We start from the raw sequence: 23,244 nt of genomic DNA on the forward strand, positions 1-23,244 counted from the left end.
TGTGATGGACCGTCTACTACGCCGTTCGGGTCGGCTCAAGTCGCACCACGATCGACTTGGAGGTGGGCGTGTTCGAGGTATCGGCCGTGGAATCCAGCGGGACCAGCACGTTCGTCTCCGGGAAGTACGCGGCCGCGCAGCCGCGCGCGGTCGGGTAGCTGACGATCCGGAAGGCCTCGGCCCGCCGGGCCACCCCGTCGGACCACTCCGAGACCAGGTCGACCATCTGAGCGTCCGTCAATCCGAGCTCGGCGATGTCCTCGGGGTGCACGAACACCACCCGGCGGCCCTGGTGCACACCGCGATACCGGTCGTCGAGTCCGTAGATGGTCGTGTTGTACTGGTCGTGCGAACGGACCGTCTGCAGCAGCAGCGCCCCGGCCGGCACGCGCAGCACCGCGAGGTCGTTGACGGTGAAGTTGGCCTTGCCGGTGGCGGTCGGGAAGGTGCGCGAATCGCGCGGGCCGTGCGGCAGCTGGAAGCCGTCGGGCTCGCGCACCCGCCGGTTGAAGTCGTCGAATCCCGGTATCACGCGCTGGATGTGGTCCCGGATCAGGTCGTAGTTCCCGGTCAGCGCGGGCCAGTCGACCAGGTCTCCGGCGCCGAACAGCGCGGCCCCGATCCCGGCCACCACGGCCACCTCGCTGCGCAGGTGCGCCGAGGCCGGGCGCAGCCGCCCGCGCGACCTGTGCACCATCGACATCGAGTCCTCGACCGTGACGAACTGCTCGGCCCCGGCCTGCTCGTCGCGCTCGGTGCGGCCGAGGCAGGGCAGGATCAGCGCCGCCTCGCCGGTCACCGCGTGCGAGCGGTTGAGCTTGGTGGAGACCTGCACGGTCAGCCGGCACCGGCGCAGCGCCGCCTCGGTCACGGCCGTGTCCGGCGTGGCCGCGACGAAGTTGCCGCCCAGCGCCAGGAACACCCGGACCCCGCCGTCGCGCATCGCCCGGATCGCCTCGACCGTGTCGTAGCCGTGCTCGCGCGGCGGCTCGAAGGAGAACTCGGCGCCCAGCGCGTCCAGGAAGGCGGTGCCCGGCTTCTCGTAGATGCCCATGGTGCGGTCGCCCTGCACGTTCGAGTGCCCGCGCACCGGGCACACGCCCGCGCCCGCCCGGCCCACGTTGCCCCGCAGCAGCAGGAAGTTGACGACCTCGCGGATCGTGGGCACCGAGTTCTTGTGCTGGGTCAGGCCCATCGCCCAGCACACGATGATCCGCTCCGACCGGCGCACCCGCTCGGCCAGCGCCTCGATCTGCGCCCGCTCCAGGCCGGTGGCGGCGAGCACGTCGTCCCAGGAGGTCGCCCGGACGTCCTCGGCGAACTGGCCGAACCCGTGCGTGTACCGGTCGATGAACTCCCGGTCGAGCACCGTGCCCGGCGCGGCGTCCTCGGCCTCCAGCAGCAGCCGGTTGACCCCGCGGAACAGGGCCAGGTCGCCGTTCAGGCGTATCTGCAGGAAGTCGTCCGCGAGCGGGGTGCCGGAACCGAGCACGCCGGCCGGGGTCTGCGGGTTCTTGAACCGGATCAGGCCGGCCTCGGGCAGCGGGTTGACCGCGACGATGGCCGCGCCGGCCTTCTTGGCCTTCTCCAGCGCGGTGAGCATGCGCGGGTGGTTGGTGCCCGGGTTCTGCCCCACCACCAGGATCAGGTCGGCCTTGTACAGGTCGGACAGCGAGACCGAGCCCTTGCCCACGCCCAGGGTCTCCACCAGGGCCGAACCGCTCGACTCGTGGCACATGTTCGAGCAGTCCGGCAGGTTGTTCGTGCCCAGCCGGCGCACCAGCAGCTGGTAGAGGAACGCGGCCTCGTTGGAGGTGCGGCCCGAGGTGTAGAACACGGCCTCGTCCGGGGCGCCCGCCTTCAGCTCCTCGGCGACCAGGCGGAAGGCGTCGTCCCAGCTGACGGGGCGGTAGTGCTGCTCGCCGGGGGCCTTGTACACCGGCTCGGTGAGCCGGCCCTGCTGGCCCAGCCAGTAGTCGGTGCGCCCGGCCAGCTCGTCCACCGCGTGCTCGGCGAAGAACTCCGGCGTCACCCGGCGCAGCGTCGCCTCCTCGGCCACCGCCTTCGCGCCGTTCTCACAGAATTCGAAATGGCTGCGCTCGGTGCCCTCCGGCCAGGCGCAGCCGGGACAGTCGAAGCCGTCCTTCTGGTTCACCTTCAGCAGCGTGAGCGCACTGCGGCGCACACCCATCTGCTGCTGCGCGATCTGCAGCGCGTGGACGACGGCCGGGGCTCCGACCGCCCAGGTCTTGTGCTTGGCGATGGCCAGGTCGGCCTCGTCCGGATCCTGGGCAGGTGGCTTCGACATGACAGAGACTCTAGCTCCGCTTCCCCCCGATGCCATGTTCATACCTTCGGGTGATTCGGTCAGGATTAGCCTTCGTCCGGCGTGTCGCTCCCCTGCAATGGAGGCGGTGCTTCATCCGCCAGCAGCTTTCAGAAAGGGAAGCGTCATGGGCTCGCATGCCAAGACCCGCACCACCGGACGCAAGACGGCCCTCGGCGCCCTCGCCGTCGGTGCGACGCTGACCGGGGTGGGCCTGACCGCGGCCGCGCTCGACCCGGCCACCGCCGTGCTGACCGCGGGCTCCGTCCCGAGCGGCAACGCGGCGATCCAGCTCTCCGGCCTGGCCACCCCGGTCGCCCTCAGCACGGATTCCACCTCCACCGACCCCGCCTCGCTCGCCGCCGCTCCGCTGACCGCCGCCGACTCGCTCAGCGCCGCCGCGGCGCGCACCACGCAGAGCACGATCCCGGCGGCCGGGACCGTCGGCCCCGGCGCGCCGGCCCCGCAGTCCGCCCCGGCCGCGCCCGCGCCCGAGTCGACCCAGCCGCCGCAGCCGCAGACGACGCAGCCGGCGCAGAGCGCCCAGGACGCGCCGAGCACCGGTCTCGACGCGATCCGCCCGATCCAGCAGGGCCTGAGCGCCCTGACCGACGGGTACACCGGCAAGCACCGGCAGACCCGCTCGGCCACCCCGTCCGACGCCACCTCCGCCGTCGGCTCGCTCGCCGCCCCCGGCACCGGCGAGGTCACCGGCCTGCTCGGCTCGGTGCCGGTGGTCGGCCAGCTGCTCGGCGGCTCGGGCGACGGCCAGTCAGACCTCGCCGTGCCCGGGCTCTCCTCGCTCTCCGGCCTCACCTCGCTCACCCCGCTGGGCTCGCTCACCTCGTCTCTGCCCCTCGGGCTGTAGGGCGCCGACGGGCGGGGCCTGGTCCGAGGTCCGTCCGTCGGTCCATCGGCGTGTTCACCGGATCGGGTGGTCCGCGTCGCCCGTTGTGATGATGATCACTGATATGCCGCCTCCGGACTGGCAGCATGGTCGGTCATGAGCAACGGCATGGAGTCGCTCATCCACCGCGACTACGCGGCCTTCGTCGCCGCCGTCCCGCTGATCGCGGCCGGCGCGCTGACGGCTTTCTCCGTGCGCGACCGGGGGGAACGAGCCGGGTCCGCGTCCACGGACGCGCCCGTGTCGGCGCAGCCGCTGGCCCAGGACGTGGAGTACGCGCTGATCGGCGTGCTGCTCGCGGTGATGGCCGATCAGCTCGAACACGACCCCGCGGCCTTCCCGGCGCTGGCCGACGCGGCCTCGAGACTGGTGCCGCCGGTGCAGCGGGAGGGTGCGGGGCCGCTGGTGTGGACGGGGCTGACCGAGCGGGCCAGGCGGGCCGCGGTCCAGGTGCTGCGGCCGGCCGCGCTCAGCAGCCTCGTGCGTGCCCTCACCTACGACTACCTGGGGGCGATGGGATGAGCGTGACCATGAGCGAGAGAGTGCGGCCAGAGGCCGACGACTATCTGTACCGGGTCGGCGCCGTGGCCGCGCCGCCCTACGGCGCGCTGCTGCCCGGCTGCGACGAGCCCGCGCCGTTCGTCGGCCCCTACCTCGGCCTGGTCTCCGGCGTGCTGTGTGCGCTGGTGGGCGCCTTCCTGCTGCTCGCGCCGTTCGCCTTCGACTACCGGCACGGCGCCGCGAGCCTGCCGCGCAGCGCCGTGCTCGACCTCGCCACCGGCGCCGCCGTGGTGGGCGTCGGCCTGCTGACGTCGGGTCTGTTCGGCCTGGCGCTGGTGCGCCGGCTCCGGGCGCGGCCCGCGGCGTCCTCGTTCGCACTCGGATCCGGGTACCTGCCGTCGGCCGACGACGAGTTCGACGAGGACGACGACCTGGACCTGTCCGAGCGCGTCGCCACCCCGATCCTGCTGCACCTGCTCGAGCAGGAGCCGGAACCCGAGCCCGAGTACGAGCCGGAGCCCGAGCCGCGACCCGCCGCGCCGACCCCCCCGCTCGACCCCAGCGGCGCCCTGCGCGACCTGCTGACCCCGCTGGTGGCCGCGCTGGCCGCGGACCTGCGGGCCAGGGACCGGGGCGAAGGCCTTGGCACCGACCGTGAGAAGGACTGACGCCGTGCCCTCCCAGCCCACCCACAGGCCCGCCGCGCCGGTCGCGGCGCTGCTCGGCCTCGGCCTGCTCGTGCTGCTCGGCGGCTGGCTGATCGCCGCGCCCTTCGTGCTCGGCTACCACGGCGCCGACGACCAGCGGCGCGGCGCGGCCTGGACCGCGGCCACCCGCGTCGACGTGAGCGCGGGCGCGGCCGTGCTCGCGGTGGCCGTCGCGGCGCTGCTGGGCTACACCGCCTCGTCCGCGGCGTGGCAGGCACGGTACCGTCGGGGGAATGACGGTGCATAAAGCCGTGTAGCCACAAGGTGGAGGGTGCGTCGGATGAACGCCGCCGGGGACCGTTTCGACGCAGACCGCACCGACTCCGCCTGCCAGGCCGGACGAGGCTGGATCCACGAGGCGATCGAGCGGGTCGAGGCCGACCGCAACCGCTCCGCCGACACGCACCTGATCCCGATCCCGCTGCCCCGGGAGTGGGGCGTGGACCTCTATCTCAAGGACGAGTCCACCCACCCCACCGGCTCGCTCAAGCACCGGCTGGCCCGCTCGCTGTTCCTCTACGCGCTGTGCAACGGCTGGATCCGCGAGGGCCGGCCGGTGATCGAGGCCTCCTCCGGCTCCACCGCCGTATCCGAGGCCTACTTCGCCCGGATGCTCGACCTGCCCTTCGTCGCGGTCATGCCGGCGAACACCAGCAGGGAGAAGTGCGCCCTGATCGAGTTCTACGGCGGCCGCTGCCACCTGGTGGACGACCCGACCACGGTGGTGGCCGAGTCCCGGCGGCTCGCGGCCGAGACCGGCGGGCACTTCATGGACCAGTTCACCTACGCCGAGCGGGCCACCGACTGGCGCGGCAACAACAACATCGCCGAGTCGATCTTCGGGCAGATGGCCCGCGAGCACCACCCGGTGCCGTGCTGGGTCGTGGTCGGCGCGGGCACCGGCGGCACCAGCGCCACCATCGGCCGCTACATCCGCTACCAGCGCTACGCGACCCGGCTGTGCGTGGTGGACCCGGAGAACTCGGCCTTCTTCGAGGGCTGGGCCACCCGCGACCCCGAGTACGCCACCGGGCTCGGCTCCCGGATCGAGGGCATCGGGCGGCCGCGGGTGGAGCGCTCGTTCATGCCCGAGGTGGTGGACCGGATGATCCGGGTGCCCGACGCCGCCTCCATCGCGGCGGCGCGCTGGCTGGCCGCGCACACCGGACACCACGCCGGCGGCTCCACCGGCACCAACCTGTGGGGCGCGTTCCAGATCATCTCCGAGCTGCGCGCGGCCGGGCAGCGCGGTTCCGTGGTGAGCCTGCTGTGCGACGGCGCCGAGCGGTACGCGCACACCTACAACGACGACGCCTGGCTGGCCGAGCAGGGTCTCGACCTGCGGCCGCATCAGGCCGTGATCGAGAACTTCCTGGCCACCGGCGTCTTCCAGGGCTGATAACCCGGCCGGCCCTCCGGCGGCGTCCGGCCGCCTCGCCGCGCATCCGGGTGCGCGAGGCCCCCGCGGACAAAACCGACACGGTGTCGGATCAGGTCATCAGACGGTCCCACGAGGGCTTTGAAAAGTTACATCGGCGCGGCCGATCCGCGCCGTGGGCAAAGGCATCCGGCGAGATGCGAGCCGCTCGTCGCGGCGCTGGTCCTCCCGGATTTCCGGCCGTGCGCCGACGAATACCGGTGATCGCCGCGCGATCCTTTTCCGTCACCGTTTCGGGCAATTGTAGGGGCGCGGTAACAGTTCACTGAAGTTACGCTGAGAACGCGATTGGCTTCACCTTGGTTTCAGCCTTAACTTTGAGACTCCCGGCCATGAAGTACTTTCGGTCCTCGCGCCGCGCGGCGCTGAACTCGGGCCTGGCCGTCGTCCTCGTCGGCGCCGGAGTCGCCGCGTATCTCGAAGTGGGGTCGGACACCACGGCCTCCGCGAGTTCGTTCACCCGCATGGCCACGGTGTCGCGGGGCACCGTGCTCGCGCAGGTCTCCGCCTCGGGCAACCTCGCCCTGGCCGCGCAGTCCTCGCTCGCCTTCGGCGCCTCCGGCAAGGTCACCGCGGTCGATGTGACCGTCGGTCAGACCGTCAAGGCCGGCCAGGTGCTCGCCACCGTCGATCCCACCGCCGCCAACCTCGCCCTCACCGAGGCCAAGGAGCAGCTGACGGTGGCCCAGGACAACCTGGCCAAGGCCCAGGACGGGCCCAGCGCCCAGCAGCAGGCCGTCAACAACGACCAGCTCACCTCGGATGAGAACGCGGTGAACACCGCGCAGCAGAACCTTGACAGCGCGGAGTCCGACAGCAAGTCCACGACCGCTCAGATCCAGCAGGACAAGAACTCCCTGAGCAACGCGGAAGACCAGTTGCAAAGCGCCCGGGACCAGCAGGCGCTGAGCAACTACGTCGACCCGGGCACGCTCGCGCAGGACCAGGAGTCGGTCACCCAGGCCCAGGCCTCGGTCAACACCGCGCAGACCGAGGTGGACGGCACCACCATCACCGCGCCGTCGGCCGGCACGATCCTGACCGTGGCCGGCCAGGTCGGCAGCCAGGTGAGCGCGGGCTCGTCCACCACCGGCGCGGCCAGCACCTCCTCCGGATCAGGCTCCAGCAGCACCGGTTCGAGCAGCACCGGGTCGAGCTCGAGCTCCTCCAGCTCCAGCTCCAGCGCCTTCATCACGATGGCCGACGTCTCGCAGCTGCAGATCACCGCGGACGTCTCGGAGACCGACATCGACTCGATCAAGGTCGGCCAGGACGCCACGATCACGCTCAACGCCAACAGCAGCAGCCCGCTCGGGGCCACCGTGGCGACCATCTCCCCGACCTCCACGGTCGTGTCCAACGTGGTGGAGTACGCCGTCACGCTGAACCTGACCGGTGACGCGCCGGCCGGCGTGCGGCCCGGGCAGTCCGCCTCGATCCTGATCACCACCGGCGAGGCCAGCAACGCGCTGTACGTGCCGAGCTCGGCCATCACCACCACCGGCTCCAACTCCTACGTGACCGTGGTCACGGCCGGCAAGGACACGCTGACCAAGGTCACCACCGGCGTGGTCGGCACCACCGACACCGAGATCAAGACCGGTCTGACCCAGGGCCAGCAGGTCATGCTGACCATCAGCTCCACCTCCGGCTCCTCCACCACCGGCCGCGGCTTCGGCGGCATCGGGACCGGCACCGGCGGCTTCGGCGGGACCGGCGCGTTCGCGGGCGGCCAGGGATGAGCCGGCGCGGCACGGTCCCGGCGGCGCGCTCGCGCGGCGGCTCGGGCCCGGCGAACCAGCGCCCGGGCGGCGCGGCCGAACGGGCCAGCGCCGTCCACATCAGCGCTCTGACCAAGGTCTACGGCATCGGGGACGCGGCCGTGCACGCGCTGCGCGGGGTCGACCTCGACATCCCGCACGGCGACTACGTGGCCATCATGGGATCCTCCGGCTCCGGCAAGTCGACGATGATGAACATCATCGGCTGCCTCGACGTGCCCACCACCGGCCACTACCGGCTCGACGGCATCGACATCGGCAGCCTGGACGAGACGCAGCTCTCCCTGGTGCGCAACCGCAAGATCGGCTTCGTCTTCCAGTCCTTCAACCTGCTGCCGCGCACCTCCGCGTTCGAGAACGTGGAGCTGCCGCTGGTCTACGGCGGGGTGCGCGGGCCCGAGCGGCGCCGCCGCGCTCTCGCGGCGCTCGAGCTGGTCGGCCTTTCCGACCGGGTCGAGCACCTGCCCAACCAGCTCTCCGGCGGCCAGCAGCAGCGGGTCGCAGTGGCCAGGGCCCTGGTGAACGCGCCCTCGCTGATCCTGGCCGACGAGCCCACCGGAAACCTCGACACGCACTCGAGCTACGAGGTGATGAGCCTGTTCGACCGGCTCAACGCGCTCGGGCGCACCATCGTGGTGATCACCCACGAAGAGGACATCGCCGAGCACGCCAAGCGCTTCGTGCGCCTGGTGGACGGGCGGATCGTGGAGGACCGCAGGCTCAGTCCGGTCGAGGGCCTGCCGCCCAAGCTGGGCGCGGCCGAGTCGAACCACTATCCCAAGGCGCGGGCGCCGCTGGCGCAGACCCAGCCGGGAACAGGGGTCTGACATGCGCGTACGCGAGGTCTTCCGGTTCGCGCTGCGCGGGCTGCGCGCGAACAAGCTGCGCTCGGGACTGACCACCCTCGGCATCCTGATCGGCGTCGGCGCCGTAATCCTGCTGATCGCGGTGGGCCAGGGCTCCGGGGCCGCGGTGCAGGCCAGGATCAACAGCCTCGGCTCCAACCTGCTGCTGGTCACGCACCAGTCCGGCGCGGTCGGCCGGGCCGCCTCCACCCGCGGCGGGAACCAGAGTTCGACCGCGAACCTGACCCCGGCCATCGCCCAGGACCTGGCCACCTCGGATCAGGACCCGGACGTGGCCGTGGTCGCGCCGGTGGCCTCCACCTCGGTCACCGCCACCTACCAGGGCGCCTCCACCACCATCTCCCAGGTGGTCGGCAGCTACCCGGCCTACCTGCCCATCTCCAACGACGTGGTGTCGCAGGGGACGTCGTTCTCCACCGACGACGTCGACCACGCGAACAAGGTCGTGGTGATCGGGCAGACCGTGGTGACCGACCTGTTCGGCTCGATCGACCCGATCGGGCAGACGATCCAGATGAACGACGTGCCCTACACCGTGGTCGGCGTGCTGGCGAGCAAGGGCGGCGGCAGCACCTTCAACGACCCGGACGACGTGGCCATCGCCCCGCTGAGCACCGTGCAGGACAGCCTCACCGGCTTCGGCTCGCTCAGCGAGATCGCGGTGCAGGCCACCACTTCCGGCGCCACCGGCGCGGCCCAGGCCGAGGTCACCAACCTGCTGCTGGCCTACCTGCACGAGACCGCCTCCACCGAGCAGTTCACGGTGACCAACGAGGCCTCGCTGCTGTCCACGGCGCAGTCCACCACCCAGACCTTCACCGTGCTGCTGGCCGCGGTGGCCGCGATCTCGCTGCTGGTCGGCGGAATCGGCGTCACCAACATCATGCTGGTCACGGTGACCGAGCGGACCCGGGAGATCGGCATCCGCAAGGCGCTGGGCGCGCCCAAGGGGGCGATCCTCGGCCAGTTCCTGATCGAGGCCGTGTTCCTGTCCGTGATCGGCGGTGCGTTGGGGGTGCTCGTGGGCATCATCGGCTCCCGCTTCACCATCGACGGCATCAAGCCCGTGCTCGTCCCCGCTTCGATCGCGCTGGCCTTCGGCGTGTCCGCGGTGATCGGCCTGGTCTTCGGTTCCCTGCCGGCCAACCGGGCGGCGAAACTGCACCCGATCGAGGCGCTGCGCCATGAGTAGGAGCGCGTCACAGAAGACTGCCAAGGAGGACCCCATGTCCCAGGCTCCCGCGGCCGAGCCGCACAGCCGGACCGAGACGGCGGAGACGGCGGAGATGTCGGCCGAGGAACTGCTGGCGATCCCGCCGCAGGCCGACCACCTCGCCGAGGAGCTCGCGGCCAGGCCCGTGCGGGCCAAGCTGCCCAGGGTCACCCTCGTGCTCGGCGGCGCGATCCTGGTCGCGGCCGGGTTCATCGGCGGGACGCTGGCCCAGAAGCACTACGGCACCTCCTCGGGCGGCACGGCCGCGCGGGCCGCGTCCTTCGCCTCCACCTTCACCCGCGGCACGGGTACCGGCGGTGCCGGGCGCACCGGTACCGGCACCGGCGGCTTCGGCGGTGGCAGCGGGTTCGGCGGCGGGGCCGGCGGCAGCTCGATCAGCGGCACCGTCACGGTGGTGAGCGGCGACACCCTCTACGTCACGGCCACCAACGGCACCGTCTACACCGTGAAGACCTCGGGGACGACCACCGTGTCGATCTCCTCGAGTGGAACGCTCAGCCAGCTCAAGCCCGGCCAGACGGTGACCATCGCCGGCAGCGCCGACTCCAGCGGCGACGTGACCGCCACCTCCATCACGGCGGCGACCAACTAACCGAACCGTCCCGAACTGACACGAACCCATACGTAGGCGGGGAAGACGATGAAGCGGATCTACGTCAGCACACTGGTATCGGTCGCGGCCGGCACGGCAGCGGTCGGCCTGATCGCGGGCTGCGCCTCGAACTCGGGCTCGAGCACCGCGGCGAGCGCCGGGAGCACGAGCAGCAGCGGGAACTCGGCGTACTCCGCGTACGAGTCCTGCCTGTCCGAGCACGGAGTGAAGCTGCCCAGCGGCGGCTACGGCGGCTTCGGCCGGCGCAGCGCGGGCGCGGGCGGATTCACCGCCAGGCCCACCGACCGGCCCTCCGGCGGCTTCGGCGGCGGGTTCGGCGGGGGCGGCTTCGCCTCGGCCGACCCGAGCATGGCCGCGGCCATGCAGGCCTGTGCCTCGGACCGGCCGACCGGCGGCTTCGGCGGTTTCGGCGGCGGCAACGGTGCCGCGGGCGGCACCCGGCTGGCCGCGTTCCGCAACTGCATGAGCCAGCAGGGCGAGGCGTTGCCGACCACCCGGCCCACCGATCTCGCCTCGGCTTCGGGCGACGCGCGCTACCTCGAAGGGCTGAGCACCGCGGACCCGAAGGTGGCCCAGGCACTCTCGGTGTGCAAGGCGTTGATCCCCACGGGTACGCCCACCGCGTCGGCGACCTCCGGCTGAGCTCGGACGCAGCCCCGTCACGACCCCGCGCCCCCGGTTCCGGCCGCCACACCGGCCCCGGGGGCGCGCTGCCGAGTCCATTCCGTGACATTGTTCTCAGCAGTCTTTTGGGCGGTTCGTCCAGACTGGTTCCGTGATGGCGACGGATGCTGCGGAACTACTGATCGTCGAGGACGACAGCGACGTGCGCGAGGCCCTGGGGCGCGCGCTCAAGCTCGAGGGCTACGGAATCAGCCTCGCGGCGGACGGGCAGCAGGCGCTCCACGCGGTCAGCCAGAGTCCGCCCGACCTGATCGTGCTGGACGTGTCCATGCCCGGGCTCGACGGCCTCGGCGTGGCCCGTGCCCTGCGCGCGGCGAACGACCGTACCCCGGTGCTCATGCTCACCGCGCGCGACGCGGTGCAGGACCGGGTGATGGGTCTGAACGCGGGCGCGGACGACTACCTGGTCAAGCCCTTCGCGCTGGCCGAGCTGGTGGCGCGGATCAACGCGCTGCTGCGCCGGGCCACCGCCGAGCCGCCGGCCGACCCCGGCCTGCTCAGCTGCGGCGACCTGGTGCTCGACCTCGGCGCCCGGCAGCTGCGGCGGGCCGGCCACACCGAGGACCTGACCAAGATCGAATTCGACCTGCTCGAGCTGCTGCTGCGCAACGCCGGCCGGGTGGTCACCCGTGAGCTGATCCGGGACCGGGTCTGGGGCTACGACGGGGTGCCCGGGTCCAACTCGATGGAGGTGTTCATCTCCGTCCTGCGCCGCAAGACCGAACCGGGGGGTGCGCCGCGGGTGATCCACACCGTGCGCGGTGTGGGTTACACGCTCCGGACACCTTCGTGAGGCTGCGGCTGCCGAAGCGGGCCCGGTGGGGGCTGTGGAACCGCTGGACCAAGGGCACACTGCGGACCCGGATCACCCTGGCCGCCACGGTCGCGGTGTCCGTGGGCATCGGCTTCGGCGTGGCCTTCGCGTACGTGGCGCTGCGCTCCGAGCTGCTCGGCAACCTCGACGACCAGCTGGCCAAGCAGGCCGGCAACATCTCCGCCTACGTGCGCCACTCCAGCGTGCTGGCCGAAACCGGCACCGAGCCGACCCGGCACTGGACCAACTACCAGCGCGTCTTCGGCGACTCGGTCACCGACACCCAGCTCGTCTACAGCGACGGGCACACCGGCCAGCTCCCGGTGGCCTCGACCTCAGGCCAGCTGGAGCTGCCGGTCTCCGGCCTCGACCGCGAGATCGCGTCGGGCGGGCAGGAGGCGAGCTACCGCGACATCAACGTGCAGGGCACCGACCTGATGCTCTACACGGTCCAGCTCACCCAGGGCGAGGCCCTGCAGGTCGCGCTGCCGATGACGCAGCTGGACTCGGAACTCGACGAGATAGGCCTCGAGCTCGGCCTCGCCGGCATCGGCGGCATCGCGCTCTCGGCCGTGCTCGGCTGGTGGGTCACCCGTACCGCGCTGCGCCCGGTGGCGCGGCTGACCGAGGCGGCCGAGCGGATCGCGGCCGAGCCGCGCGACCTGACCCGCGGCATCGACCTGGGCACCCGGGCCGACCGGGACGAGGTGGGCCGGCTGGCCAGCAGCTTCAACGCGATGCTGGCCGCGGTCCAGGACGCCACGGTCCGGCAGCGGCAGCTGGTCGCGGACGCCTCGCACGAGCTGCGCACCCCGCTGACCTCGCTGCGGATGAACGCGGAGGTGCTCGACAAGTTCGACCGCCTCGACGAACTCGACCGCAAGCGCGTCATCGACTCGCTGCTCGGCGGTATCGACGAGCTGACCGGCCTGGTGGCCGACACGATGGAGCTGGCCCGGGGCGAGGAGCGCGAGCCCGCGCTGGCCTACGTGCGCTGGGACGAACTGGTGCGCCGGGTGGTGGCGCGGGCCGAGGTGCACTGGCCCAAGACGGACTTCCGGCTCGACCTGCGCACGTGCACCGTGCTGGCGGCGGCCGACCGGCTCGAGCGCGCGGTGGGCAACCTGGTGAACAACGCCGCGAAGTTCTCCGGCGGCGAGGGCGTGGTCGAACTGGCGCTGGGAGCCGAGGGCAGCCTGACCGTGCGCGACCACGGCCCCGGCATCAGCCCGGAGGACCTCCCGCACGTCTTCGACCGCTTCTACCGCGCCGCCGCGATGCGCGACCGGCCAGGATCCGGCCTCGGCCTTGCCATCGTGGCGCAGGTCGCCGAATCGCACGGCGGCTCGGTCACCGCGGGCAACGCCGTACCCGGCCCCGGCGCCGTGTTCACCCTGGCGCTGCCGATGGTGGCCACGGCGCGGTACTGAGGCCGCCGCGCCCCGGCTCCGGCTGCCGCCTGCCGACTACCGCTGGACCAGGTCGAACAGCCGGTCCCAGCGCTCGCCGATGACCGTGGGGGAGTAGCGGGCCACCGAACCGGGCGCGGCCGCGGCCATCTCCCGGCGCAGCGCCTCGTCCTGCATCAGCCGGCCGAGCTGGAGCCCGAAGGCCTCGGTGTTGCCCGGCGTGACGAGCACGCCGTTGACCGTGGTCGTGCCGTCGCCGCCGGCCTCCTCGCCGCGCAGGATCTCGTGCACGCCGGGCGCGCAGTCGAACGCGATGCACGGCAGGCCGCAGGCCAGCGCCTCGAGCAGGGTCATCGGGAAGCCCTCGGCCCGCGAGGCGCTCAGGAACAGCGAGCCGCCGAGCAGCGCCTCGCGCACCTGGTCGGTGGCGCCCTCGAAGACCACGGAATCGGCCACGCCCAGCCGGGCCGCCTGCGCCTGCAGCTTCGCGCGGTCCGGGCCGTCGCCGTAGAGCCGCAGCCGCCAGTCCGTCTCCGGCCGCGCCGCCACCGCCCGCGCCCAGGCCTCGAGCAGCAGGTCGTAGCCCTTCTCCTGGCTCAGCCGGCCGAGTGCCACACAGGTGTGCGCGGCCGGGTCGGCGCCGCCTTCGGGCGGCAGCGGCAGCGGGTTGGGCATCGAGGTGACGTTGTTCATCTTGCCCGAGATGGTCCAGTCGACCGCGTCCCGGCCGGTCAGCGCGACGAACCGGGGCAGGTTCCGGTAGAGCTTCTGCACCCGGCGCCCGCGCGAGGAGCTCATCGACGCGGCGTAGGACTCGTGGCTCATCCCGATCACCGGGATGCCGCGGGTGTCCGCCTGCGCGAGCCACTCCATCGCGAACACCTGCACGCACACCACGACCGCGTTGCGCGGGTCAAGCGGCGCGAGTATCCGCGACAGGGCCGCCGCGCCGTGGCGCTGCAGCCGGTTCCACTGGGACCGGCGCACGCTCACGCCCGGGTGGGCGACCCGCTGCGGCAGCGTCGGGGCGGCGACGGCGTGCAGCGGGCGCGGGTGCAGCACCGTGCTCTGATACGGCAGCGGGCCGCCGTACTCGCCCGCGTAGTCGTGCGCCTTGGCCACCCCGGCCACGCCCACCAGGTGCACCCGGTGGCCCCGCGCGCTCAGGATCTCGCCCATCGATCTGGCCCAGCGCTGCGCGCCGCCCGCCTCGTCGATGTTGTTGGCCACGATCACCACGTCGCGCGGGGTCTGCGCCCGCGTGCTCGCGGCCGCCGTCACCTCCGCGCCGGTGCTCACCGTCATCACTTCCCGCCCTTCGCGAAGAAGCGCCGGTAGACCTGCTCCGCCGCGTCGCCGTGCTCGTATTCGCCGTACCGCTGCGCGAAGGCGCGCCTGGCCTCGGCGTAGCGGTCCTCGGCCGTGAGGGTCCTGATCTCCTTGAAGAAGGCGCCCACGTCCGTGGTGTAGGGCCCCGGCGCCTCGGCCGCGAGGTCGAAGTAGGTGCCCCGGTCGCGGGAGTAGCCGGCCTCGTCGGCCGCGAAGAACAGGATCGGGCGGTCCAGCAGCGAGTAGTCGAAGATCACCGAGGAGAAGTCCGTGATCAGCGCGTCCGCGGCCAGGAAGAGCTCGCTGACGTCCGGATACTTCGAGACGTCCTGGACCGCGCCGCGGGCCGAGGCCGGGACCGAGACCGTGTTGAGGTAGTGCGCCCGCACCAGCAGCAGGTGGGTGTCGCCGAACTCGCGGGCGAACTCCTCGAAGGAGAAGCCCGGCTCGAAATTCCCGCTGCCCTGCCGGAAGGTCGGCGCGTACAGCAGCACCGTGCGATCGGTCGGGAAGCCGAAGCGGGCGCGCAGCGCGGCCGAGTGCTCGGCCACGTCCGGGGCCAGCAGGATGTCGTTGCGCGGATAGCCGGTGCGCAGCGGCTCGGCCCGCATCTCGAACGCCTCCACCAGGGTCCGCACGTCGTACTCCGAGCGCACCAGGAACGCGTCGAACCGATTGACCGCGCGAATCAGCTCATTGCGCTGGTCGGTGAGCATCGCGCGCACCTGCGGGGTGTTGACGCCCATGGTCTTGAGGGCGGTGCCGTGCCAGGTCTGGATGTACGTGGTCTGCTTGCGCTTGTTGATCCAGCGCGGGAAGCCCTGGTTGTCCACCCAGAACTCGGCCCGGGCCAGTGCCCAGACATACCCCCAGGACAGCCGCTTGACCAGCGCCGCGTCCTTGGGGAAGCCGTTGGTGTTCTCCTCGTACGACCAGTACATCCGGCCCGCGTACTTGTGCCGGCGCAACGCCTCGTAGATGTACTTGGGGCTGTCGCTGTAGGACAGGCCCATGTGCGACTCGAACACCACGGAGCCGCGCTTGACCGGCAGCCGGCTGAACAGCTTCAGACCCCTGCGCTTGACCTGGAGCCGGTTCGCCTTCTGCGCGGCCCGCATCACCTTGCGCACCACCCGCAGCACCCGGCCGCCGCCGGTGCCGGTCGCGTTGGCCTCGAAGGCGGCGTTGACCTTCCGGGCCACCGCGTTGCGCGCGGCGATCTGCAGGGTCAGCACACCGCGGTGGTTGATCCGCACCACCCAGCGGTCCCCGACCAGCTTCGTCAGCAGCGGCCTGGCCGGCAGTTCGAGATCGGCCGCGCCCGGCGGCAGTTCGATCGCGGTGACCCGGGTGGCCATCGTGCCCAGATCCCCGGCCTTGAGCCGGAAGCGGACCTCGAACATCGGGTCGAGCACGCCCAGCGGCCGCACCACGCGGCTCACGTCCACCTCGCCGGTCCATCGGATCCGGCTGCCCTCGTGGCGCACCTCGGCCACCTTCACCCGGTACTGGCGCACCGCGCGCTGGCCCGGCCGGAACTCCAGCTGGGCGCTCAGGGCCGCGTCCGAGGGCACCTTGCCCAGCGGGTTGACCGTCTCGCCGCTCAGGCGGATCTTCCCGCTCTTGCGTCCGGCCGAGACCACCTCGAGCCCGGTCAGCCGGGTGGCCAGGTTGGACTCGGCCAGCGAGCGCTGGTGGTAGCCGGCCTCGGTCACGTCCAGCGCGATCCGGCCGAGCTCGTCCTGCAGGTACCCGTCGTCGCACCAGTACACCCGGCCGTCGCGCTCCACCAGGTCCGTGGTCACCCGGGTGCGGTCGAGCAGGTTCTCGCTGATCGTGACGAGGTTCGGCCAGTCCTCGCGCAGCAGCAGGTACGCCCCGGCCACCGCGACCCGGTGCGGGCACAGCGCGAAGGCCTGCTCCAGCGGGAGAGTGGCCAGGTAGTCCCGGAACAGCGTCCGGCACTCCTCGATGTACTCCGGCGCCTGATACGGCAGCTCGCGCAGGTAGAGCACGAGGTCGTGCTCGAGGAACTTGACCGCCTTGGCCAGCCGGATCTCGGCCCGGCCCACCTCGTCCGGGAACCGGTCGAGCTCCGCGTCCACCCGGCGGTGGATGCCGATCCGGTCACGCACGTTCCTGATATTCGAACGCTGGTTGGAGATGGACTTGGCCGCGGCCCTGACCATCACCTCCCAGTAGTACACCGGGTTCGGGATCAGCACGATCCGCCGCGCGTTGAGGTACGCGGTGGCGGAGAAGAGCAGGTCCTCCCAGTGGAAGCCCTCGGGGAAGCGGATCCGGTGCGCGTTGAGGAACTCGCGGCGGTAGCACTTGTTCGTCGAGAGCGTGTCGCGCAACAGGTCGGGCAGATCGGCCACGGACTCGAGCACCCGGCGCTCGGTGTAGAGCTCGGGCCACCACGGCACGTCCTCCACCCGCCCGGAGCGGTTCACGTGGCGCCGGATGCAGACGCCGGAGACGAGGTCCGCGTCGTTCTCCTCGGCCGCCTGAAGCATGTTCAGACAGGCGTGCCGGTCGAGCACGTCGTCGGAGTCGAGGAACATCACGTAGCGGCCGCGGGCGTGGTCGATGCCGGTGTTGCGCGGCTTGGAGCAACCCCCGCTGTTCTCCTCGAGCCGGTGGTAGCTCACCCGCGGGTCCTGCGCGGCCAGATGCGCGGCCACCTTGGGCGTGTCGTCGGAGGAGTGGTCGTCGACGACGACCACCTCGACGTTGTGCAGCGTCTGGTCGAGCACCGAACGCACCGCGGTCGGCAGCCGGGCCGCGTCGTTGTACCCGATGATGACGACGGAGACGTCCGGCGTCCTTCGCTCGTTGTGCTCGGGCAAGACTTCCTCACTTGCGCGCTGTCGGTCGCCATGGGACTGCCACATATCGTGTCCGTCTCCCCATCCGGCCTACGCAGGGATGGTATCCGATCATCGCCGCGTACTACGGTTGCTGCCGATACCCGGGGATCCGAGCGGACACGCTGGTTCGTGAACCATAGTTGAACGACGGATTGACGCGCTAGGAGATGTGCATTGCGCACCGCAGCAGCACCCACAGCCGTGCTCACCGGCCCTCAACCCGTGGACGGCGACGGCCTGCTGCGCTCTGCTCTCGCCCGCCTCGGTGTCACCGTGATCACCGCCGACGGCCCCGCCGCCACCGCGAGAGCCGTGGCCAGCGCCTCGGCCGGCGGCCGGATCGCCCTGGTGGACCCCCGCCTGGCCGCGCACGCGCACGCGCTGCGCCTGGCCCTGCTCGACCCGCGCTGGGAGGCCGCGCACGCCCCCGGGGTGCTCGTCGTCTCCGGCGCGGCCCGCGAGCACCTGGCCGCGGAACTGCGCGGCATGCCGGACCTGACGGGACATCGGGTCGAGGGCGTCTCGCCGGCCGCCCGGCTGACCGCGCCGCGGCCGCTGCTGGCCGACGAGTTCGCCGCGCGCCTGGCGGCCGACGGCGTGCCGGTGCATCAGACCGTGCTGCCGGACGGCCTGATCATGCGTCTGGTGGACGCGCCGCTCTCGGCCCGCAAGGACCTCTACGCCCAGATCGACTCCGTGGACGACGAGGCGATCCGGCTGCGCCGCGCGGTCAAGAGCGACGACGGCCTTTTCACCACGTTCCTCGTCTCCCCCTGGACCCGGTACCTGGCCCGCTGGTGCGCCCGGCACGGGTGGAGCCCCAACCTGGTCACCACGCTCTCGCTGCTGATCGCGCTGGCCGGCGCGGCGGCCGCGGCCACCGGGACCCGGGCCGGCTACATCTGCACCGCCTTCGCGCTCTACTTCTCCTTCGCCCTCGACTGCACCGACGGCCAGCTGGCCCGCTACGCGCTGCGCTTCTCCCGGATCGGCTCCTGGCTCGACGCCACCTTCGACCGGGCCAAGGAGTACGCCGTCTACGCCGGGCTCGCGTTCGGTGCCGCCCGCCACGGCGGGGACCACGGCGTGTGGCTGCTGGCCGCCGCGGCCATGGTGCTCCAGACCCTGCGCCACCACATCGACTTCGCCTACCACGAGTCGCTGCGCCCGCAGCCGGGCACCGAGGCGCCCGCACCCGCACCCGCACCCGCCACGACCGCCGCGGGCGGCCGGAGCGCGGGTTACTGGGCGCGCAAGGTGGTCATCCTGCCGATCGGCGAGCGCTGGGCCCTGATCGCGCTGCTGACCGCGCTGACCACGCCCCGCGTCGTGTTCGTGACGCTGCTGATCTGGGGACTGTTCGCGGCGATATACACCACCCTCGGCAGGGTCCTGCGTTCGCTGCGGGCCACCGAGCGCCGCTCCGACCCGGCCATCGACGCCCTGCGCGCGATGTGCGATCTGCCGCTCGCGATCAAGGCCACCGCGCGCGAGCCGTTCACCGCCCGGCTCGGCTGGCTCACCCCGCCGGTGATCCAGCTCGTGGCCTACGGCGTCGTGCTCGGCCTGATCGTCGGCGACCGCCTGCTCGGCCCGGCCTCCTTCGCGCTGCTGGCCGTGGTGATCTACCACCACTACGACGTCGTCTACCGGCTGCGGGCCGGCGCCGGCATGGTGCCGCGCTGGCTGGCCGTCGCCCTCGGCGGCAACCTCGGCCGCTCGGTGCTCGTGGTCGTGCTCGGCACCGCGCTCAGCCGCGGCGACGCCCTGAGCGCCGCGGTCTGGGTGCTCACCGCCTACCTCGCCGTCGTCGCCGTGGGGGAGTCGGTCCGGTTCTGGACCCGCCCCGCCGCGCCGGTGCTGCCGGACTGAGCTGCGCCCGCCGTCCGTCGCCGGTCGTTCGCGCTCTGCCTCGTGCCGCTTCGTGCCGCTTCATGCCGCGCTGCCCCGACTCGCGCGCGCCGCGTTTCGCCATGCGCGAGCATGCTCGATCATGTTTGTTTTTGTTAGAATCTGTAGCGCAAGCGTGACGCAGCGGACGCCGACGCGCGCCGCCCTCCCAGTAAGGTCGTAGACATGACGACGTGGCTTGTTACCGGCGGTGCCGGATATATCGGATCGCACGTGACCCGGGCCCTGCTCGCCGCCGGCGAGGGGGTCGTCGTGGTCGACGACCTGTCCACCGGCGCCAAGGACCGGCTGCCCGACGGCGTCCCGGTCGAGATCGCCAAGGTGCACGATCGCGCCGTGGTCGAGCAGCTCATCCGCACCCACCACGTCGGCGGAGTGATCCACATCGCCGCCAAGAAGCGCGTGGGCGAGTCGGTCGAGCGCCCCACCTGGTACTACGAGGAGAACCTCGAGGGCCTGCGCACGCTGCTTGACGTGGCCGTGGCCGAGGGCGTGGACAAGTTCGTCTTCTCCTCCTCCGCCGCCGTCTACGGCGAGGTGGACGTGGACCTCGTCACCGAGCAGACCGAGTGCACCCCGGCGTCCCCCTACGGCGAGACCAAGCTCGTCGGCGAGTGGATGATCAAGGGCGTCGCGCGCGCCCGGCAGCTGGCCGGCCAGGACTTCGGCTATGCCAACCTGCGCTACTTCAACGTGGCCGGCGCCGGCGCCCCCGAACTCGGCGACCCGGTAGCGCTGAACCTGATCCCGATGGTCTTCGAGAAGCTCGAGGCCGGGCAGCACCCGCTGATCTTCGGCGACGACTACGCCTCGCCCGACGGCACCTGCGTGCGCGACTACATCCACGTCGCCGACCTCGCCGAGGCCCACGTCGCGGCTGCGCTGCGGCTCGTGCGCGACCCCGGGACCGCGCTGACGCTCAACCTCGGCACCGGCACCGGCGCCTCGGTCAAGGAGGTCATCACGACCATCCTCGACCACACCGGCATCGACCTGCCCCCGGTCATCGTCCCGCGCCGCCCCGGCGACCCGGCCCGCCTCGTCGCCTCCGCCGACCTGGCCCGCGCGGAGCTCGGCTGGAGCGCCCAACGCGACCTGGCCGAGATGATCTCCTCCGCCTGGGCCGGCTGGCGACTGCGCCACGGCGGCTGAGGGCCGCTGCCGACGGCTTCGGCCGAGCCGAGCGGGAGGCGAACGCAGGCGGTCTTTTCGGCTGCCAAACGGTTATGCCGATAAGCTGTCGGGCATGATCGGACTGATCCTCGCCGCCGGCGCCGGCCGTCGCCTGCGCCCTTACACCGACACGCTGCCCAAGGCCCTGGTGCCGGTGGACGAGGACCGCGGCCTGACCGTGCTCGACCTCACCCTGGCCAACTTCGCCGAGGTGGGCCTGACCGAGGCCGCGATCGTCGTCGGCTACCGGGCCGAGGCCGTGCACGCGCGTCACGCCGAGCTCGAGGCCCGCTACGGCCTGCGGATCGAGCTGGTGCACAACGACAAGGCCGAGGAGTGGAACAACGCCTACTCGCTCTGGTGCGCCCGCGACCTGCTCAAGCAGGGCGTCATCCTGGCCAACGGCGACACCGTCCACCCGGTCTCGGTCGAGCGCACCCTGCTCGCCGCCCGCGAGGCCGTGCCCGGCGCGCGCATCCTGCTCGCCCTCGACACCGCCAAGTCGCTGGCGGACGAGGAGATGAAGGTGATCTCCTCGGCCGAGGACGGGGTCCGGCGCATCACCAAGCTGATGGACCCGGCCACGGCCACCGGCGAGTACATCGGCGTCACGCTGATCGAGCCGGAGGCCGCCGAGCCGCTGGCCGACGCGCTGCGCGCCACCTTCGAGCGCGACCCGCAGCTGTACTACGAGGACGGCTACCAGGAGCTGGTCGAGCGCGGCTTCCGGGTCGACGTCGCCCCCATCGGCGAGGTCTCCTGGGTCGAGATCGACAACCACGACGACCTGGCCAAGGCCCGCGCCATCGTGGCCGGGCGCGGCGCCGAACCCGCCCCCGCCCCGGGCGCCTGATGGCCGTCCTGAGCCGGCTGATCCAGGCGCCCGCCGCGGTCCGGATCGGCCCCGGGGTCGCCACCGAACTGCCCGCGATCCTGGCCGACCAGCGCATCTCCGGCTCCGGCAAGCTCGCCATCGCCATCAGCGAGGGCTCCGGCCTGACCCTGCGCGAGCGGCTGAGCGCCGACCTGCCCGCGGACGCCGGCTGGTTCACCGTCAGCCGGGCCAGCCTGGACTCCGCGGTCGACCTCGCCGACCGGATCCGGGCCGCGGGCACCGCCTTCGACACCCTCGTGGCCATCGGCGGCGGCAAGGTCATCGACGCCGCCAAGTACGCCGCGGCCCGCCTCGGCATGCCGCTGGTCGCCGTGGCCACCAACCTCGCCCACGACGGCATCTGCTCCCCGGTCGCCACCCTGGAGAACGACGCGGGCACCGGCTCCTACGGCGTGCCCAGCCCGATCGGCGTGGTCATCGACCTCGACCTGGTGCGCGAGGCGCCGGTGCGCTACGTGCGGGCCGGCATCGGCGAGGCGCTGTCCAACATCTCCGCGCTGGCCGACTGGGAGCTCTCGCACCGGGAGACCGGCGAGCCGGTGGACGGTCTGGCCGCCGCCATGGCCCGCACCGCCGCCGAGGCCGTGCTGCGCCATCCCGGCACCGTCGCGGACGAACACTTCCTGGCCGTGCTCGCCGACGCGCTCGTGCTCTCCGGTCAGGCCATGACCGTGGCCGGCACCAGCCGCCCCGGTTCCGGCGCGTGCCACGAGATCAATCACGCGATCAACCAGCTCTACCCGAAGCTCGCGGCCCAGCACGGCGAGCAGTGCGGCGTGGGCGCCGTCTTCGCCACCCACCTGCGCGGGGACCGTGACCGCGCCGCCGAGATGGCCGAGACCTTGACGCGGCATGAACTCCCGGTCACTCCGGGCGATCTAGGTCTTGGTATCGATCAGTTCGTGGAAGCGGTAACCTTCGCGCCGCATACAAGACCAGGTAGGTTCACCATCCTGGAACATCTGGATCTCAGCCGTGGCGAGATCCATGACGCGGTGAAGGACTATGTCGCTACCTACGCTCGATGAGCTACGCGCGGTCGTCCAGCCGCCGGAGAAGATGCAGCGCCGCAACGGCGAGCACTGGGCCGGCCGGCTGTACATGCGCAGGATCTCCCTGCGCACCACCCGCGTGCTGGTCAACTCGCCCATCACCGCGAACGGCTACACCTACCTGATGATCGTGGCCGGCGTGCTGGCCGGCCCCGCGCTGCTGGTCCCCGGCATCACCGGAGCGATCCTCGGCGCCCTGTTCGTCCAGCTCTACCTGCTGCTCGACTGCGTGGACGGCGAGCTTGCCCGCTGGCGCCGGCAGACCTCGATCGTCGGGGTCTACCTCGACCGCATCGGCGCCTACATGGCCGAGGCCGCGTTCCTGGTCGGCCTCGGCTTCCGCGCCTCGCACCTGCACGCCGACGGCTGGGCCGTGCTCGGCCTGGCCACCGCGGTGTGCGTGCTGCTGATCAAGTCCGAGAGCGACCTGGTCGACGTCGCCCGCGCCCGGGCCGGCCTGGCCGCCGCCACCGAGGGCTCGGTCACCCCGCGGGCCGCCGGAGCCGCCAAGCTGCGCTCGCTCGCCCAGATCTTCAAGATCCACCGGCTCATCGTCGGCATCGAGTCCTCGCTGCTGGTGCTCCTCGCCGGGATCGCCGACCTGTTCACGCACGGGCAGCCGTTCACCCGCGCCGCCGTGGTCGTGCTGTTCGTCATCGCGGCCGTCATGGTCGTGCTGCACTTCGTCTCCATCGTGCTCTCGAGCCGGCTCAAGTCGTAGGAGCGGAAAT

General features: G+C 72.0%; 20 protein-coding genes. 17 read left to right on the forward strand and 3 right to left on the reverse strand.

Features of this window, described 5'->3' with window-relative positions:
- Positions 1 to 16 precede the first annotated feature (16 nt).
- Entirely contained in the window at positions 17 to 2,308 is a 2,292-nt protein-coding gene (locus KDL01_RS03515) for an FdhF/YdeP family oxidoreductase (RefSeq protein WP_212526840.1), read from the reverse strand.
- A 145-nt stretch (positions 2,309 to 2,453) separates the two neighbouring features.
- On the opposite strand from KDL01_RS03515, the gene KDL01_RS03520 reads away from it, so the two are divergent.
- The 12 genes from KDL01_RS03520 (at position 2,454) to KDL01_RS03575 (ending at position 13,301) form a co-directional block, all read left to right on the forward strand.
- Entirely contained in the window at positions 2,454 to 3,194 is a 741-nt protein-coding gene (locus KDL01_RS03520) for a hypothetical protein (RefSeq protein ID WP_212526841.1), read from the forward strand.
- 135 nt (positions 3,195 to 3,329) lie between these two features.
- Positions 3,330 to 3,755, forward strand: a complete 426-nt coding sequence (locus tag KDL01_RS03525; protein WP_212526842.1) for a hypothetical protein — start codon at positions 3,330 to 3,332, stop codon at positions 3,753 to 3,755.
- An 8-nt stretch (positions 3,756 to 3,763) separates the two neighbouring features.
- Entirely contained in the window at positions 3,764 to 4,402 is a 639-nt protein-coding gene (locus KDL01_RS03530; RefSeq protein WP_212526843.1) for a hypothetical protein, read from the forward strand.
- A gap of 4 nt (positions 4,403 to 4,406) precedes the next feature.
- Positions 4,407 to 4,688 carry a hypothetical protein gene (locus tag KDL01_RS03535; protein WP_212526844.1) on the forward strand — a complete coding sequence of 94 codons (282 nt, stop codon included), beginning with the start codon at positions 4,407 to 4,409 and terminating at the stop codon, positions 4,686 to 4,688.
- A gap of 33 nt (positions 4,689 to 4,721) precedes the next feature.
- A complete protein-coding gene (gene cds1, locus KDL01_RS03540; RefSeq protein WP_212526845.1) occupies positions 4,722 to 5,840 on the forward strand; it encodes an L-cysteine desulfhydrase Cds1 in 1,119 nt (372 codons plus the stop codon).
- 371 nt (positions 5,841 to 6,211) lie between these two features.
- On the forward strand, positions 6,212 to 7,621 hold the full coding sequence (locus tag KDL01_RS03545) for an efflux RND transporter periplasmic adaptor subunit (RefSeq protein ID WP_212526846.1): 1,410 nt from the start codon (positions 6,212 to 6,214) through the stop codon (positions 7,619 to 7,621).
- Complete coding sequence (locus KDL01_RS03550) at positions 7,618 to 8,487, forward strand: ABC transporter ATP-binding protein (RefSeq protein ID WP_212526847.1); 870 nt, start codon at positions 7,618 to 7,620, stop codon at positions 8,485 to 8,487. Before KDL01_RS03545 ends, KDL01_RS03550 begins: the two co-directional genes overlap by 4 nt.
- Before the next feature lies 1 nt (position 8,488).
- Complete coding sequence (locus KDL01_RS03555; RefSeq protein ID WP_212526848.1) at positions 8,489 to 9,718, forward strand: ABC transporter permease; 1,230 nt, start codon at positions 8,489 to 8,491, stop codon at positions 9,716 to 9,718.
- Between the two features lie 34 nt (positions 9,719 to 9,752).
- Positions 9,753 to 10,352 (forward strand): DUF5666 domain-containing protein, encoded by a 600-nt coding sequence (locus KDL01_RS03560; RefSeq protein ID WP_212526849.1) that lies wholly within the window; start codon positions 9,753 to 9,755, stop codon positions 10,350 to 10,352.
- A gap of 48 nt (positions 10,353 to 10,400) precedes the next feature.
- Positions 10,401 to 11,015, forward strand: coding sequence for a hypothetical protein (locus KDL01_RS03565; RefSeq protein ID WP_212526850.1), 615 nt, complete (start codon positions 10,401 to 10,403; stop codon positions 11,013 to 11,015).
- Between the two features lie 136 nt (positions 11,016 to 11,151).
- Entirely contained in the window at positions 11,152 to 11,850 is a 699-nt protein-coding gene (locus KDL01_RS03570) for a response regulator transcription factor (RefSeq protein ID WP_212526873.1), read from the forward strand.
- On the forward strand, positions 11,847 to 13,301 hold the full coding sequence (locus KDL01_RS03575; protein ID WP_212526851.1) for a sensor histidine kinase: 1,455 nt from the start codon (positions 11,847 to 11,849) through the stop codon (positions 13,299 to 13,301). The genes KDL01_RS03570 and KDL01_RS03575 overlap by 4 nt, the downstream gene beginning before the upstream one ends.
- A gap of 36 nt (positions 13,302 to 13,337) precedes the next feature.
- On the opposite strand, the gene KDL01_RS03580 is transcribed toward KDL01_RS03575, so the two are convergent.
- Entirely contained in the window at positions 13,338 to 14,585 is a 1,248-nt protein-coding gene (locus KDL01_RS03580) for a glycosyltransferase (protein WP_212526852.1), read from the reverse strand.
- Positions 14,585 to 17,461: a bifunctional glycosyltransferase/CDP-glycerol:glycerophosphate glycerophosphotransferase gene (locus tag KDL01_RS03585; RefSeq protein ID WP_212526853.1), complete on the reverse strand. Its 2,877-nt coding sequence runs from the start codon at positions 17,459 to 17,461 to the stop codon at positions 14,585 to 14,587. The genes KDL01_RS03580 and KDL01_RS03585 overlap by 1 nt, the downstream gene beginning before the upstream one ends.
- A 195-nt stretch (positions 17,462 to 17,656) precedes the next feature.
- On the opposite strand from KDL01_RS03585, the gene KDL01_RS03590 reads away from it, so the two are divergent.
- The 5 genes from KDL01_RS03590 to KDL01_RS03610 all read left to right on the forward strand — a co-directional run bounded on the left by KDL01_RS03590 (position 17,657) and on the right by KDL01_RS03610 (position 23,234).
- Positions 17,657 to 19,354 carry a DUF5941 domain-containing protein gene (locus KDL01_RS03590; protein ID WP_212526854.1) on the forward strand — a complete coding sequence of 566 codons (1,698 nt, stop codon included), beginning with the start codon at positions 17,657 to 17,659 and terminating at the stop codon, positions 19,352 to 19,354.
- A 204-nt stretch (positions 19,355 to 19,558) separates the two neighbouring features.
- Entirely contained in the window at positions 19,559 to 20,545 is a 987-nt protein-coding gene (gene galE / locus KDL01_RS03595; protein ID WP_212526855.1) for a UDP-glucose 4-epimerase GalE, read from the forward strand.
- 94 nt (positions 20,546 to 20,639) lie between these two features.
- Entirely contained in the window at positions 20,640 to 21,419 is a 780-nt protein-coding gene (locus KDL01_RS03600; protein ID WP_212526856.1) for a phosphocholine cytidylyltransferase family protein, read from the forward strand.
- Positions 21,419 to 22,489 carry an iron-containing alcohol dehydrogenase family protein gene (locus KDL01_RS03605; protein ID WP_212526857.1) on the forward strand — a complete coding sequence of 357 codons (1,071 nt, stop codon included), beginning with the start codon at positions 21,419 to 21,421 and terminating at the stop codon, positions 22,487 to 22,489. The genes KDL01_RS03600 and KDL01_RS03605 overlap by 1 nt, the downstream gene beginning before the upstream one ends.
- The gene (locus tag KDL01_RS03610) at positions 22,467 to 23,234 is read left to right on the forward strand and encodes a CDP-alcohol phosphatidyltransferase family protein (protein WP_212526858.1); all 768 of its coding nucleotides are present in this window, start codon (positions 22,467 to 22,469) and stop codon (positions 23,232 to 23,234) included. Before KDL01_RS03605 ends, KDL01_RS03610 begins: the two co-directional genes overlap by 23 nt.
- The last annotated feature ends 10 nt before the right edge of the window (positions 23,235 to 23,244 follow it).

Origin of the sequence: Actinospica durhamensis (genome assembly GCF_018139695.1) — a bacterium.
GTDB lineage: Bacteria > Actinomycetota > Actinomycetes > Streptomycetales > Catenulisporaceae > Actinospica > Actinospica durhamensis.